Raw genomic sequence first — 16,187 nt, forward strand, 5'->3', positions numbered from 1 at the left:
ACAATATGACAGCACAACCTCAAAAATATTATTCAGAAGAAGAATATCTGGATATAGAACGCGACGCCGATTATAAAAGTGAATATTATAAAGGTGAGATTTTCGCGATGGGCGGAGCTGGTCATAATCATAACCGGATTGTAGAAAACTTAACGGGTGAATGTTACATTGCCTTTAAAGGAAAGGAATGTCGCACTTATTCCAGCGACCAACGTATTCATATTCCGGAAACGGGACTTTATACTTATCCGGATTTGCTGATCGTTTGTGATAAAAATCAATATCTGGACGATAAAAAAGACACGATACTAAATCCCACGGTCATTATAGAAGTACTTTCTGAAAGTACCGAAGCTTATGATCGCGGACAGAAATTTCATTTTTATCGGAGCATACCTTCTTTGCAGGAGTATGTCCTGATCAATTCCCGGTCATTTGCGGCAGAGGTTTTCCGCAAAAATGAAGACGGCCTTTGGGTTTTGGCTTCGGAAGCTTATCAATTAAAAGATCAGTTGGAGTTTGCCAGTGTTGGCCTGACACTTTCAATGGAAGATATTTATGCGCAGACAGAAGATTTATTAAAGTCGGCTTAAAAGTAAAAGGTCATTTTCGCGCGAAGCTGAAAATGACCTTTAAGATTTTATCAAAGCGAAATTAATTATCCTAATTCTTCAACTTCCATCATGGCATTTTCCCATGATTCGGTTGCTTCATCAAGCTTTTTCTTTACGTCAGCGTAAAACTTGTTCAATTCCGCCAGCTTGGCAGAGTCATTATAAATCGAAGGCTGAGCCAATTTTGTTTCAGTTTCTGACTTTTTGGTTTCAAGATTGCTAATCGTAGCTTCCAGCTCTTCAACCTGTTTCTTCGCCTTTTTTAGCTTTTGTACATCTTCCGGAGAAGTTGATTTATTGTTATTCGGTTTCTGCGTATTTCCATTAACCGCCTGATTGCTCTTCACTTGTGGAGGCGCACTGCTAACCGTTGCTTTTTCACTCACAGCTGACTGCAACCCGCGTTCTTCAATCCATCTTTCATACTCTACATATGTTCCAGGATATTCCTTAATCTGATGATCTTCGATATACCAGATTTTATTGGCAATCGATTCAACGAAATATCTATCGTGAGAAACTACGATGTAACTTCCCTCATATTGCTGCAAAGCCTGGATCAAAATATTGACCGACTGCATGTCCAAATGGTTGGTAGGCTCATCGAGTAACAGGAAATTTGCTTGGGAAAGCAAAACTTTCGCTAGTGCCACACGTGATTTTTCACCCCCTGAAAGTACCTTAATCTTTTTAAATACATCATCACCCGAGAAAAGGAAACAGCCCAAAACCGTACGTAATTCCGTTTCAGTTTTGGTCGAGTTTGCGTATTTAAGTTCTTCTAAAAGATTATGATTAATGTTCAGAGATTCCAGCTGATGCTGTGCGTAGAACGTAAACATAACGTTATGCCCCAATCTTCTTTTTCCATCAATCGGCTCTGTACCCGCAACAACACGCAAAGCCGTAGATTTACCACGACCATTCGCTCCGATCAAAGCAATTTTATCTCCGCGTTCCATCGTGATACTGGTATGGTCCAGAATCACTTTGTCGCCATACGCTTTTGAAGCATCTTCCAGCTGGAAAACATGACGGCCTGGTTGGGTAGTGAACTGGAAACGGAAATGAACTTTTGCATTTTCGTCAACAACCGCATCCACGACATCCATTCTGTCAAGTGCCTTAACACGACTTTGTACTTGCTTGGATTTTGTTGCTTTGGCTTTAAAACGTTCAATGAAACGTTCTGTCTGCTTTATTTTTGCCTGCTGATTTTCAAAAGCCCCGCGCTGAATATCATTACGCAATGCTTTTTCTTCCAGATAATATGAATAATTTCCGGAATATAAATTCAATTTTCCTCCTGAAACCTCAACAATTGTATCAACGGTATTGTCAAGAAATGCCCGGTCGTGAGAAACCACGATCACGGCACCTTCATAACTCTGAACATATTTTTCAACCCACTGAATAGACGGTAAGTCCAAGTGGTTGGTAGGTTCATCGAGCATCAAAAGAGACGGTTTTTGCAAAAGAAGTTTTGCAAGCATTACCCGCATTCTCCATCCCCCTGAAAATAATCTTAAAGGTCTGTGAAGATCATCCGTTACAAAACCAAGTCCTTCCAGAATTGCTTCTGCTTTGGATTGAATGGTATAACCGTCCAATGCATCAAATTCGTCCTGAACTTTCGCAAGTTTGTCTACAAGTTCATCGCGGTAGTTATGCTCCATATCATGCAGGATTTTATCAATCTGCACCTGAAGCTGATTCTGGCGTTCAAATGCCTGCATGGCAACGGCCAAAATTGATTCATCACTTTGGTATGAAAGCAAATCCTGATTCAGGAAACCAATCGTGCAATCTCCTGATTTAGAGATGCGTCCTTCATCCGGCTGGTATTCCCCATCGATCATCCGAAGCAGGGTAGACTTCCCTGTTCCGTTCAACCCGATAAGGCCAATTTTCATTTTTGGCTTAATATGAAGCGACGCGCCATCGTAAAGTGCGCGGTCGCCAAGAAAATAACTGAGGTTCGTAATCGCGATCATGCCGCAAAGGTACGGATAAGATAGAGATTGTAAAAATGCAACTTGTTGGAATAGTTATAAAATCAAATAGTTAATCCGAAATATGACATTATTCTTGTAAATTTGTGTTGGTAAGTTACACAGAGATTCACAGAGGTTAGAAGAGAGCCACAGAGTTTTCTCTTCACAAATAAAAACTCTGTGGCTCTCTTTTTAACTCCGTGGTTCTCTGTGTAATCTTTAACAATCCAGATTTTGAATAACCTATTCCCAATATTCCTGAAACTTGAAAACCTCCATACACTGATTGTTGGTGGGGGATATGTTGGTCTGGAAAAAATTACTGCGGTTTTAGATAATTCGCCAGAAGCAACGGTTACTTTGGTTTCTCCGGAAATAAGGCAGGAAATTCGTGAGATCGCAATTAATAACGAAAGGATTTCCTTGATAGAAAGAAAGTTCGAAGATGGTGATTTGTCGGAAAAAGATCTGGTCATTGTGGCGACGAATGACAAAGAAGAAAATAAGCGAATTAAATCCGTCGCCCGTGCAAGACATATGCTTTGCAACGTCGCCGATACTCCTCCACTTTGTGATTTTTATCTTTCTTCCGTGGTTAAAAAAGGTAGTTTGAAAGTTGCGATTTCAACCAATGGCATGTCGCCAACGCTGGCAAAAAGGCTTAAAGAAGTGTTGACAGAGGCCTTGCCGGATAATCTTGAAACGGCCATGGAGCAATTGAAAGCGGTCAGGGATATGCTAAAAGGCGATTTTGCTTACAAAGTGGATGAGTTGAACCGGATTACTTCTGTATTGGTGGAAAAGTCTGAGATTAAGTAGTAAGGTCGCTTAATGATTCAGTCCAAACTCTTGCATCGCCCTCGGGAAATTCTTTCCTTCATGCCCGGATCTGCTTAATTTTACCAGGGCAAATCTCTGAAGTGTATCAAGTTCAACCCACTGTTTTTGTATCAATCCATGACAATTCCATTCCGCTGCTTTTGTCTGTACTTCTTCCGGAACTTCGTTCAGAATATTCCAGCTATCGTCCACCGAAGCCAGTAAACCTGCTTCATGACCCGTATATTTCCAAACCAGTTTATTTACAAAGTCGCCGTATTGATCAATTTCTGAATTGAGACAACAAGGTAAATACGCCAGTTGTGTTTTTTCTTCAACACTGATCTTTACCCATTCCGGGAGTTTTAATTTAATACCGCAGGTATCGAGTTTGTATCGGACAATCATTGGGATACAACGCAGCGATTCAACAAAATCACTTTCAAATTCGAAGAAAAATGGAGTAATGATTTCAGTTTTCATTTTGATTTAGATCAGGTTAATTGCAGGAAGCTCAATTTCAACGAATTCATCTTTTTCACTACCGCAGGTTGGGCAGGAATATTCTTCCGATAAAGATTCAAAGGCTGTATCTGGTAAGATGTTATTAAGCTCGTCGCCATAGGCGGGATGATAAATCGTCAAGCAATTCAGGCATTGATAGACCAAAACCGTTGCCGATAATTCATCTTTTACTTCATCTTCAACATGAATTATTTCAGCATTTTCGAAGGTCCGGCGATTATTGAATTGTCGGCACAAGCGTTCCAGTTGCCATGGCAGGTGAATCTTGAACAATCCTTTTTGAAACAGGACATGTTTTCTGCTATTGGGATTGAAATTTTCAGTATGATAAATATCGTAAACACTTAGTAAAGAGAGTTGTGAAACGCTGATCACCGATCTTTTTCGTACCAACACAGAGCCAAAAACCTCGGATTTTTTTCGTGTCTGAATCCCGAAGCAAAGTCCAAAAGTTCTCGTGTCATTTTTTTCAATATATCTTATCAAATAATCTTTGAGCCGGGTACCATCAACGGTGTGGTCTTCTGTTTGCCAGGCTAATTCGTTTGCTGCATGGCGGACATTGATATTGTGTTTACCAAGAATATTGCTCCATGAAGCACGGTGTGAATCTTCAATCCCTTTGATAATCAACGATCTCCAAGGTGTTACGCAGATTTCACCAACACGGGTTTTCAGGCATAACAAACACAGGTCAATCAGAAACTCAACCTGAAACAGTTCATCGCGGCGGTATAATCCCAGCCAGGTTCTTGATTCATACCGGTTAAATCCCTCATAGTAAGGAAGTGAAAAAGATGGCAATTCAAGTTCTAGAGTGGCTGGAATTGATATATAATTTGTTTCATTTCTCACCGCTTCATACAAACTTTCCAGGTTCTGGCATCCCTGATGAAGCATGCATTTTTCCAGGATTTTTGCGATCCGTCCAATTTCATTGGTATAAATTAATTCCGGCCAGCGAAAGAGATTGTTGCTTTGTTTTAATCTGATATATAGATACCAGTATTGTGGCTCTGGTGATGAAACAAAGTTTAGATTTCCGGTGAAAAAGGGCGTGAAACTTTGGTTTGAGTCGGAAATATTTATTTTTAACTCAGGCTGATAATCAAAACTGTCCAGAACGGAATGATATTCATTGTTGCCGAGCCATTGTCCGGTTCTGAAAACTTCTTCGCCGCAATAGGAGCTGATGATATTTGGGTGTTTCTCTGTATTGAGTTCGTAGCTGATATTTAATTTTTGAAGATCTTTTTCAATAAAGCGCACCACCTCGTAGTGAACGGTCAATAACAATTGCTGACGCGCTCCAAATCTGACTTTCCGGATACCGGATGACCACGCGACCGTAAGAATATCTTTGAGATATCCTGGCGATACGATGCCTCCGGGGAGATTGATTTTTATGGTGTAATAATCGCGCATGGTTGTTTTGATTTTTAATATTAATTCGATTTGGAATCATGCATCAATTTGTTTTTACGATTAATGACACATCCCGGTTTTGATAGGGCGATGCCCCATCCTAAAATATGTCGCCCTTTCAGGGCTGTGGAATGTTGACCATTATAGCCCTGAAAGGGCGTCATATTTTAGCGTTGGGCGACGCCCATCGGATTTGGGTATGGTCCGCGCTCATCGGATTTACGCGCCGCAACGTCTCGATAATTAAACCGAAACCATCTCCATCCGCTTCAAAATTGCCCGAACCTCAGGCCGGCATGACCCGCAACCCGTTCCGGCGCCTGTTTTCTGACAAAGGTTTTGGAAATCATTACATCCATCACGAATTGCTTTTTCCAGATTTCCTTGTCCGACACTGTTGCAAGAGCAAACCAATTTCCCCTCCATTGGATCCACGCTCTGACTAGCTCTTAACAATTGAAGCCGTTTTTCAGAAAGTTCAGTGCCCTTTGCGATCAAATCCCTGAATTCCAGGAATTCATTTTTGTCACCAATTAAGATAGCACCGACCAACCTGTCCTGATGAACGATACACTTTTTATAATACCTTTTTGATTTATCAATAAAAACAATCTCTTCGTAAGTCGGGTCGTTGGCTGGTGCTTCCGTCATGCCTATACTGCTCATGTGCAGGCCTTCCATTTTCAGGATATTCATGGAAACGCTGCCCTGATAAGGCTGAGAAATATCTCCTGCAATAAAATGAGCGGCGACTTCCGCCTGCTGTTCCGCTGCTAGCGTTATCCCCCACATTTGTCCCCGCCACTCAGCAATTTCTCCTGCCGTAAATATGGATTCGTCCGAGGTTTGCATATAGTCGTTGACAAGAATTCCTCGTTTATTTTCGATTCCTGCCTCACGGGCAAGTTCAATGGTTGGTACCGTTCCAATGGCCAGGACAACCACCTGACACGCTATTTTTCTTCCTGATTTTAATAGTATTCCTTCAACCGTTGTATTTCCGTTATAGGTTGAGACTTCATCGTTAAAGAAAATTTCAATACCGCGGTCTGTCAAATCCTGATATAATAACTCACTCGCCAGAGGGTCCAGCTGTCTTTCCATCAATCGTCCGCTTCTCTGGATAACTGTTACCCGAATGTTCATTTTACGAAAGGAAGCAGCCAGTTCCAGTCCCAAAATCCCGCCACCGACAATCACTGCATGAGCGTCAGACTGATTAACAAAAGGCAAAAGTTTGTCCGCGTCCATCCGCGAACGCATATTGAAAATACCTGGTAATTCCGGAACACCTTTTGGCATAAAAGATCTGCTGCCCATGCCCAGAATCAGTTTGTCGTAGGTATGCTCATTGCCTTCACTATCAGTCAGGATTTTATTTTTCCGGTCAATATGGACAATACTGATTCCTTTGTGAACAACAATATTAGCATTAGAAAACTGATCCTCCCGCAACTTTACAAGCTGCTCCCAGCTTTGTTCACCGCTGATATAATCAGGGAGCAATACCCGGTTATAAAACGGATAAATTTCTTTTGAAAAAACATGGATTTCATCGTCCTGATTCAGCGTGCGATAGGTATTAACAAAACCCAAACCGGCAGAACCTGCACCGATGATAATAATTTTTTCGAAAGGTTTTTTGTATAATATAACTTCAATTGCTGAAAATTTAAAATCCGGCTCCTTCGAACGAGGATCAACCAGCGAATTTGTAAGATTATTAGTCCGCCCTAAATTACTTCCCAGGATTTTTCCCCAGTGCATCGGCAGGAAACATAATCCTTGACGCACGTCTTCGGTTAATTGTGCTTTCACGCGAACTTCTCCGCGACGGCCCTGCACCACGACCAAATTTCCCTCAGTTATATTTCTCGCTTTTGCATCCTTCGGATGAATCTGCAAAAATGGTTGAGGAATATGTTGTTTAAGTTTTGTTACCCGGCCGGTTTTCGTCATCGTATGCCACTGGTCACGGATGCGGCCGGTTGTCAGTACCAGAGGGAAATTATCATCTATTGGTTCAGAAGTATTTTCGTCCGCAATGGCGAAAATTTGAGCTCTTTTGTTAGGGGTGTAGAAATTGTGATCTGTAAAAAGTCGTTTCGTTCCGATTGTTGACGAATCGGTTATTTTGTGATTAATTGTCGTCTCGTTATCAGCTGATTTTTTTGCCGCCAACGGCCACTGAACACTCCGTTTATTTTTGAGCAGATCATAACTTACGCCCGTCACATCAATATTCGTATTCGTAGTAATTTTGACATACTCATCATAAACTTTAGACGAGTTTTTATAATCAAATGCCTCGGAAAAACCCATTTTTTGTGCAAACTTCCAGATGATTTCAGCGTCTGGCAAAGCTTCTCCAGGCGCTTCAAGTGCTTTCGGCAGATAAGTAATCCGCCTTTCCGCATTGGTCATGGTTCCTTCTTTTTCCAGCCAGGCAGCTGCCGGCAAAACCACATCAGCAAAGTGAACGGTATCGGCCAGGCTGGAAACATCCTGAACAACCACAAACCGTGAATTTTTCAACGCTTTTTCCGCCATATTAAGATCCGGCATACTCACGAGTGGATTGGTATTGATAATCCAGATCGCCTTTAACCTATCGTCAGCCAAAGCTTCAAACATTTCCGTGGCAGTAAATCCAGGTTTGTGCGCAATCTTGACCGGACTATCCCAAAATGCCTCCATTTCTTCCCGGTGTATAGCATTGGTCACATCACGATGTGCGGGAAGAATATTGGCCAGTCCGCCCGTTTCGCGGCCGCCCATGGCGTTTGGTTGTCCTGTTAAAGAAAATGGACCGTTACCGGGAGAGCCGATTTTCCCTGTTATTAAGTGCAGATTGATCAGCGAAAGATTTTTATTTACCCCAATCACCGATTGATTTAACCCCATTGTCCATAATGAAAGAAAGCCTTTCGATTCACCAATCCATTCAGAAGCCTGGTAAATATCTTTTGCATCAATTCCGCATATTTCAGCAGCTTCCTCAATTGTTCTTTCAAAAACCTTTTCCTGAAAATTTGAAAATCCGTCGGTGTGATTTTCTATAAAATCCTGGTTGATATATTTTTTTTCAATAAGAATCCGTCCGATAGCATTATTTAAAACGATATCAGTTCCGGGAATTATTCCCAAATGAAGGTCCGACGAGCGGGCTGTATCTGTTTTACGCGGATCTACACAGATGATTTTTACATTCGGATTAGCCGCTTTATGCGCTTCAATTCTTCTCCATAAAATCGGGTGGCACCAGGCCGGATTTGCACCTGTTACATAAAAAACATCTGCTTCTTCAATATCATCATAACAAACCGGAACACAATCTTCGCCCAGTGAAAGTTTATAGCCAACCACCGCAGAACTCATGCAAAGCCGGGAATTGGTATCAATATTATTAGAACCTATAAATCCTTTGATCAGCTTATTGACCAGATAATATTCTTCTGTCAGGCATTGTCCGGAAACATAAAAAGCAACAGAATCAGGGCCAAATTTTTTAATCAGTGTTTTGAAAACAGCCGCAGTTCTGTCCAGCGCTTCGTCCCAGGTAACCCGTTGTAAAGGCATCGAGCGGTTCAGCCGCATTTGCGGATACAGCAACCGGTCCGACTGATCCATCACGGTGTAATGCAAATTCATTCCTTTTGAACAAAGCATACCTTTGCTGGAGGGATGTTCTTTATCTCCCTCCAGGCTCAGTTGGCCGTTAGTTTCCTTTGTCACAACTACGCCGCAACCCACGCCGCAATAGCAACAGGTAGATTTGAAGGTATCAGACGAATTTTTCATAACAGCCAGTTTATTTTTTAGTATCTAAGAATTCGCAGTTTCCAGCGTATTAGATTCGGGTACGGTTGTTCTTATTTTATCAAAATTGACCAAAGCGACAATCGCTGCCACGCAAGCAATCGCAACACCGATGTAGACAAAAGCCTGAGCGTAAGAGATTGAGCTGGACTTGAACAAGAATCCCGCCAATACTGCCCCCACATTTCCGCCTGCGCCCACAATTCCGCTTACTGAGCCGATTGCTTTTTGATTAACAAACGGAACAATGGCATAAGTAACGCCATTCGCCATTTTCAAAAACATAGCGAAACATAACATACTGATTACTGCGATCGTTAAGGTTGAACTTTGCGCGAAAAGTGCGATACCAATTCCTTCCAACGCTAGCAGAAGTGCTAATAAACGTCCCTTACCAAGCATACCATATTTTAAACCCACTTTATCAGCCACAATTCCACCCAAAGCGCGGGCGAATAAATTCATAAAACCGAAGGTTCCGGCAAGGATTCCGGCCACTGCCAGCGTTGCGTTAAAATTTTCAAAAAAGTATAAAGCAGCGATGTTATCAAACGTAATTTCAATACCGAAACAAGCTCCGTATGCAAGGAAAAGTGCCCAGGTTCGTGGGTCTTTCATCGCCATTGTCATGGTACCTTTCACTTTAACGGTCGAGTTTTGAGTCGATTCCGGCAGTTCGTCAAAGTTTCCGGCTGGCGTATCTTTAGTGTAGAAATAATAAACAAAAGCAAAAATAAATAAAGCAATACCCGGTACGATCATCGCCAGACGCCATGCCGATTCAGGTAGATAACCTGCGCCGATAAAACCTGCGAAGATCAAAGGCATAACCATATTGGTAACACCGCCGCCTAAATTTCCCCAGCCCCCAGCCACCGCATTGGCCGTTCCTACAATTTTTTTGTCAAACATGACAGACGTGTGATATTGGGTAACTACAAACGATGCACCGATCACTCCAATTGCTAATCTGAAAAGTAAAAATCCTTCATAGGAGTGAACCAGGCCGACAGTCATAACCGGTATGGAACAGATACCTAACAGTGCAGTGTACGTTTTTCTTGGTCCCCAGGAATCACAAAGTTTTCCAACAGCGATACGGGCAATGATGGTTGCGGCTACGGAAGCAATGATGATATTACCGATTTGTCCTTTGGTTAAACCTAAATCCGTTTTTACAACGGTCATCAGCGGAGCCAGTCCGAACCAGCCGAAAAAGCAAAGGAAAAAAGCCATCCAGGTCAGGTGGAAAGTGCGCATTTGTACGCCTTTCGCGCTGAAAATATTTAATTTTTGTAACGGTTTATTCGACATTTCCATAGTTCAATACGTTTTAAACTTTTGATAATAAGAGTGATGTAGAATTTGAATTTTATATGATAAGAAGTTATTTCAGGAAGTCAGGCTTGATGCTGATCATAAGATATGCCCAATTGGCCATTTTCTTTGGATCGGTTACTCCCTTTACCTGAGCCAGTGAGTTTGTTGGCAAAAAGGTGCAGTATCCTCCCTGAAAACTGATCGTTTTGGTTAAGTTATAGCTTGCGATAATATCCAGTTCTTCTCCAAAATTGCTGCTCAGTTTTTCATCTTTGGCGTCGTTAATCTGCGCAGCACTTGAAAATTGATGCAGATCTGCCTGGATAGAAAGTTTTGGAGATGCTTTGATCGTGCTGGTCAGGTATAGGTCTGAAAGTCCACCCTTCCCGAATCCGTTTGCAGCATAGAAATAATCCATTTGTCCCCAAAACTTATGCGGTGTGCCGTAAAGCGGGTCGAAACTTCTGTTTTTATTACTGCGAGAACCACTGCCGGAAGTATAATCAAATCCTGGTCCCAAACTGATAAACCTGTTCACGTCGTAAATTGCTCTCACCGAATACATATAAGACGATAATCGGACGCCATCTTTATCTTTTCCTTGCTGCAAATAACCGCTGGCTGTAAAATTCCAGTTTTTCCCTAGTTTCGTTTGAATATATGGCCCCAACGTTACCCGGCTGTTTACGCCTTTTTCAAGTGTTTTTGTGCCTGTTGCAGTCAAAGTATATTTCTGAAAATCGTCTTTTAAAATCAAAAATGAGACATTCCCCTGACTTAGCTTTTTACCCAAATAAACGAACTGCATCGACTTATACATCGTGCCTATTCCATTAGTTCCGGCGGCATAACCATTGGGTACGCCATTGTATAAAGTGCCTGTTTTTAACTCACTGTTCTGGTTATACGCAAAGCCTAAATGAGCGGCAAAACCTTTGTTGCCATACTTGATTAATGCCGCATCGTGACGCCGTGCCTGTTGCAGCCAGTCAAGGTTTCCAAGCAACCGGCTGTCGTCATAAAGCAATTCCTGGCGACCGATCTTGATTGAAAACTCTTTTCCAAGTTTGGTCTGATTGGTGTCCACTAAACTAATTTCTCCCCAGGCCTCATGTAACATAAAACCATTTAAATTGGCATTTACGATGCGGTTATTGGTTGAAGCATCCTGTCCCCAAACCCGCACATCCTGTGCAGATATATAAAAATTTGTTCGATAACCTTTGTATCCAACATTCAACCGCGTGCGTTGCGAAGTAAAAAATGCCGGTTTGCTTCCTTTGGAAAGGGGAGAACCCTGACCATCCAAAAGCTCAGAACGTGTGCGAAGCTGACCTGAAATGCTCAACTGAGCCTTTGATTGTGAAGGTAGCAGAAAAGACATGACTAGCGCAACTCCTGTAATCAGGAGGTAGATTTTTGTTTTCATTTGAATCTGTGATAAAATGAAAAAAAGTAACTGTTGCCATGACTATGGCAGAATTCGGTCACAGAGGCAACACCGTACGCTCCGGATACTCAGGAATTTGCTTTATGTTCTTTTTTCCATTTTATTTGGTGCGTTTGTGTGATACATAAACAACATCCCTAGGTTTGAATAGCCCTGTTGGGATAGTACATAAGCCGATTTTGGTGTCCCCACACCGGATCGGCTTTTATTTTAAGAGGCCAGATTGGCGCTCTGCAAATATTCCATCGCATAGGATGGATGCAACCCAACAACCTCCCCAAGCACGATGATTGCCGGCGTGCCCAGTTTATTTTCTTTCACTAATCGTGGCATTTCCCAAACCTGCCCGATCACACTTTTTTCGTCCGCACGCGTTCCGTTCTGGATCACCGCCATCGGTAAATGTCCGCGGCCAAAATATTTATATAAATCACAAATTTCATTCAGTTTATTCATGCCCATCAACACAACAATGGTGGCTTTGGACTGTGCCGCCAACCGCATGTCGTCCGATAGTTCTCCATTTCTGGTCGTTCCGGTAATGACCCAGAAACTTTCACTTACACCGCGACGGGTCACCGGAATCTCCAGGGAAGCCGGAACAGCTATACAGCTTGAAACACCCGGAATTACTTCGCAGATAATATCATGGTCGCGGGCATATTCCATTTCCTCATGACCACGCCCAAATACGAAAGAATCACCGCCTTTCAAACGAACTACATGTCCGCGTTTCCGGGCAAGCTTTACAATCAGTCCATTGATTTCATCCTGAGAAAAAGAGGCTTCACCCACTTTTTTTCCAACATATATTTTCATTGCTGCTTCCGGTGCAAAATCAAGAATTTCAGTGCTGACCAGTTCGTCGTATAAAACGACATCGGCTGTTCTTAAAACTTTGATTCCTTTTAAAGTAATCAGCTCTCCGTTTCCAGGACCTGCTCCCACGAGTGTAAGTTTCGCATCCATCTCTTTTATATATGTCTGGTGAATATTAGAAATATACTATGTATAGTAAATAGTAACTATCGCTATTGTTGGTTCAAAATTAGCATCAATATTTTATAAAACAACACTTTTGCCAAAAATTAAGCATCAATTTTAACTTAAATTAGAATTAAACGTTAGGATTTGTGAAAAACACGCTTTAATTTTGACATGTACTATTAGGTAGGTGAAATAGTTAAATATTTAAAAAGTGCAATAAAACAACAGGGTTATTCAAAATTAATAGTTACTTATAACTATGAAAGCAAACACAAACACGCATATTGTTATCATTGGTAATGGTATGGTTGGCTACAAATTCTGCGAGAAATTGCTGGCCAAGAAAAAAAATGATCAGGAATTCATGCTGACGGTTTTTGGGGAAGAACCTCGTGTGGCTTATGATCGTGTGCATTTGAGTGAATATTTTGCTGGTAAATCTGCGGACGATCTTACGATGGCGAGTAAAGAATGGTATGAAGAAAATAACATCAGACTATTTCTTTCGGACCCGGTGGTTGATATCGACAGAGAAGAAAAATTGGTAAGGTCACATCATGGTCATGTAGTACATTACGACTATCTGATCATGGCAACCGGCTCCGGCGCGTTTGTTCCATCTATTCCCGGTGTGGAAAAAGACGGTGTTTTTGTTTACAGAACAATTGAAGATTTAGAGCTTATCCAGGCATATGCCCGTAAGGCAAAAAGAGGCGCCGTTTTGGGTGGAGGTTTGCTAGGTCTGGAAGCGGCCAAAGCGTTGCTTGATCTTGGTCTTGAAGAGGCGCATGTCGTAGAATTTGCTTCACGCCTGATGCCCAGACAAATTGATGATGCCGGTTCTAAAATCTTGCAAAATCAGCTGGAATCTCTTGGTTTGAATATCCATCTTGCAAAAAGTACGCAGGAAATTGTGGGTAACGATTGTATCAAAGGCATGCAGTTTGTTGATAATACTTTCCTGGATGTGGATATGCTCGTAATTTCTGCCGGTATCCGTCCGCGCGATGAACTCGCAAAAATTGCAGGTTTGGAAACACACCCTCGCGGCGGGATCATTGTCGACAACGGATTAAGAACTTCTGATCCCTATATTTTTGCCATAGGGGAATGTGCTTTGGCGCATCATATGATCTACGGACTTATTGCGCCGGGTTATGAAATGGCAGATGTAGTTGCCAGTGCTTTGACGGGTGTAGACAAAGCGTTTTTGCCTTATGATATGTCTACAAAACTGAAACTTATCGGGACGGATGTAGCAAGTTTTGGAGATCCTTTTATTGAGGAACCAGCCTGTAAAACAATCCGCTACGAAAATAAAGCAAAAGGTATATATAAAAGAATCAACGTTTCGCCGGATGGTAAAGAATTACTGGGTGGAATTCTGGTAGGTGATGCGGAGCAATACAATATGCTTTTACAAACCTGTAAAAATAAAACAATTCTTCCACCAGATTCGGAAGATCTTATTTTAGGTTTGCGAGGCGGAGAAGAGGCAGGTGCCGGGGTGATGAGTTTGCCTGATGACGCCCTGATTTGTTCCTGCGAAGCGATTACAAAAGGAATGCTTTGCCATGAAATTGGTGAAAAAGGCAATAATACGATAGATCTGCTGAAAAAATCCTGCAAAGCCGGTACCGGCTGTGGTGGCTGTGTTCCGCTGGTGAAAGATATTATCCAGGGTGTGATGAAGCAAAATGGGCAGTATATCAAAACAGTTATTTGTGAACATTTTGATCATTCCCGCCAGGAATTATTGGATCTGGTGAAAATGAATGGGTTGAAAACCTATGGTGAAGTATTGAATGAGTTTGGACATGGTGATGGCTGTGAAGTTTGCAAGCCGGTAGTGGCGTCGGTATTAGCCAGTCTTTGGAATGAAAATGTTCTGACAAAAGACCGTGCGCCTATTCAGGATTCCAATGACCGGTATCTGGCTAATATCCAAAAAGGAGGAACCTATTCAGTTGTTCCGAGAATTCCGGGTGGAGAAATTACACCAGATAAATTGATTGTGATCGGACAGGTTGCCAAAAAATATAATTTGTATACGAAAATTACCGGAGGACAAAGGATAGATCTTTTTGGTGCCCACGTCAATGACCTGCCTTTGATCTGGGAAGAATTGATTGATGCTGGTTTTGAAAGCGGTCATGCGTACGGGAAAGCATTAAGAACTGTAAAAAGTTGTGTAGGATCAACCTGGTGCCGATTTGGGGTGCAGGATTCTGTTTCTTTTGCTATTGAAATTGAAGACAGATATAAAGGAATTCGTGCTCCGCATAAATTCAAATCTGCTGTTTCTGGATGTATCCGTGAATGTGCTGAGGCGCAGAGTAAGGATTTTGGCATCATCGCTACTGAAAAAGGATGGAATTTATATGTCTGCGGAAATGGTGGTTCAAAACCCCAGCACGCGCAATTGCTGGCCTCCGATGTTGACAAAGAAACCTGTATAAAACTGATCGATAGATTCCTCATGTTTTATATCAAAACGGCCGATCCATTGACTAGAACAGCCACCTGGCTGAACAAAATGGAAGGTGGATTATCTTACTTAAAAGCAGTTATTGTGGATGACCTTCTGGGATTATCCTTAGCATTTGAAGAAGAAATGCAGACTTTGATCAATAACTACAAATGTGAATGGAAAGAAGTTGTTAACAGTCCGGAATTAAGAAAACGCTACAATCATTTTGTAAACGTCCCTGAAAAAGATCCAACCATAACATTCGAAGAAATGCGCACCCAAAAACGAGCCAAAGAATGGGTCTAGCCAAAAAGGCCTGTAAGGCCGACATATCTTAGCATCGGGCACCGCCCGATGGCGCCGGGGCGTGGATGTTATCAATAAATCATTCCAATAAAAAATCACCATGGAACCAACACATAACACAAAAGACAGAATAATCTGGCACCTTGCCTGCAACGTCAGCGATATCCCCGAAGACGGCGGAGGCTGCGCCTTAATCGAAGGAAAACAAATTGCTATTTTCAACTTTGCCAGAAGAGGCGAGTGGTATGCTACTGACAACCAATGTCCACACCGCCAGCAAATGGCCATAGGCCGCGGAATGATCGGAAGTCAGGGAGATGAGCCCAAGGTTGCCTGCCCGTTTCACAAAAAAACTTTCTCTTTAAAAAGCGGACAATGCCTGACCGATGACGAATATAAAATCAATACCTTTCCCGTGATCGTCAAGGAAAATCAGGTTTATATTGGGTTGTAAATAA

General features: G+C 42.0%; 11 protein-coding genes. 4 read left to right on the top strand and 7 right to left on the bottom strand.

Features of this window, described 5'->3' with window-relative positions; all coding sequences use genetic code 11:
- Positions 1 to 5 precede the first annotated feature (5 nt).
- Positions 6 to 593: a Uma2 family endonuclease gene (locus L0657_RS02325; protein WP_235148782.1), complete on the top strand. Its 588-nt coding sequence runs from the start codon at positions 6 to 8 to the stop codon at positions 591 to 593.
- A gap of 65 nt (positions 594 to 658) precedes the next feature.
- Here L0657_RS02325 and L0657_RS02330 read toward each other — a convergent pair whose 3' ends face one another.
- Positions 659 to 2,608 carry an ABC-F family ATP-binding cassette domain-containing protein gene (locus L0657_RS02330; protein ID WP_235148783.1) on the bottom strand — a complete coding sequence of 650 codons (1,950 nt, stop codon included), beginning with the start codon at positions 2,606 to 2,608 and terminating at the stop codon, positions 659 to 661.
- A gap of 234 nt (positions 2,609 to 2,842) precedes the next feature.
- Here L0657_RS02330 and L0657_RS02335 point away from each other — a divergent pair, with 234 nt between their 5' ends.
- Positions 2,843 to 3,427, top strand: coding sequence for a bifunctional precorrin-2 dehydrogenase/sirohydrochlorin ferrochelatase (locus L0657_RS02335; RefSeq protein WP_235148784.1), 585 nt, complete (start codon positions 2,843 to 2,845; stop codon positions 3,425 to 3,427).
- Positions 3,428 to 3,436: 9 nt separating this feature from the next.
- Here L0657_RS02335 and L0657_RS02340 read toward each other — a convergent pair whose 3' ends face one another.
- From L0657_RS02340 to cobA, 6 genes are all read right to left on the bottom strand, one after another.
- On the bottom strand, positions 3,437 to 3,910 hold the full coding sequence (locus L0657_RS02340) for a nitrate reductase associated protein (protein ID WP_235148785.1): 474 nt from the start codon (positions 3,908 to 3,910) through the stop codon (positions 3,437 to 3,439).
- A gap of 6 nt (positions 3,911 to 3,916) precedes the next feature.
- The gene (locus tag L0657_RS02345) at positions 3,917 to 5,377 is read right to left on the bottom strand and encodes a rubredoxin (protein ID WP_235148786.1); all 1,461 of its coding nucleotides are present in this window, start codon (positions 5,375 to 5,377) and stop codon (positions 3,917 to 3,919) included.
- A gap of 243 nt (positions 5,378 to 5,620) precedes the next feature.
- On the bottom strand, positions 5,621 to 9,178 hold the full coding sequence (locus tag L0657_RS02350) for a nitrate reductase (protein WP_235148787.1): 3,558 nt from the start codon (positions 9,176 to 9,178) through the stop codon (positions 5,621 to 5,623).
- Positions 9,179 to 9,202: 24 nt separating this feature from the next.
- Complete coding sequence (locus L0657_RS02355) at positions 9,203 to 10,516, bottom strand: NarK family nitrate/nitrite MFS transporter (RefSeq protein ID WP_235148788.1); 1,314 nt, start codon at positions 10,514 to 10,516, stop codon at positions 9,203 to 9,205.
- A gap of 67 nt (positions 10,517 to 10,583) precedes the next feature.
- On the bottom strand, positions 10,584 to 11,945 hold the full coding sequence (locus L0657_RS02360; RefSeq protein ID WP_235148789.1) for an alginate export family protein: 1,362 nt from the start codon (positions 11,943 to 11,945) through the stop codon (positions 10,584 to 10,586).
- 231 nt (positions 11,946 to 12,176) lie between these two features.
- Positions 12,177 to 12,935, bottom strand: coding sequence for a uroporphyrinogen-III C-methyltransferase (gene cobA / locus L0657_RS02365; RefSeq protein WP_235148790.1), 759 nt, complete (start codon positions 12,933 to 12,935; stop codon positions 12,177 to 12,179).
- Positions 12,936 to 13,212: 277 nt separating this feature from the next.
- Between cobA and nirB the strand changes: the two genes are divergently transcribed.
- Together nirB and nirD are read left to right on the top strand one after the other, a co-directional pair.
- The gene (nirB, locus tag L0657_RS02370; protein WP_235148791.1) at positions 13,213 to 15,729 is read left to right on the top strand and encodes a nitrite reductase large subunit NirB; all 2,517 of its coding nucleotides are present in this window, start codon (positions 13,213 to 13,215) and stop codon (positions 15,727 to 15,729) included.
- Between the two features lie 100 nt (positions 15,730 to 15,829).
- Positions 15,830 to 16,183 (top strand): nitrite reductase small subunit NirD, encoded by a 354-nt coding sequence (gene nirD, locus L0657_RS02375; protein WP_235148792.1) that lies wholly within the window; start codon positions 15,830 to 15,832, stop codon positions 16,181 to 16,183.
- Positions 16,184 to 16,187: the final 4 nt, after the last annotated feature.

The sequence above is a fragment of the Dyadobacter sp. CY345 genome, from assembly GCF_021502725.1.
Classification (GTDB): Bacteria; Bacteroidota; Bacteroidia; order Cytophagales; family Spirosomataceae; genus Dyadobacter.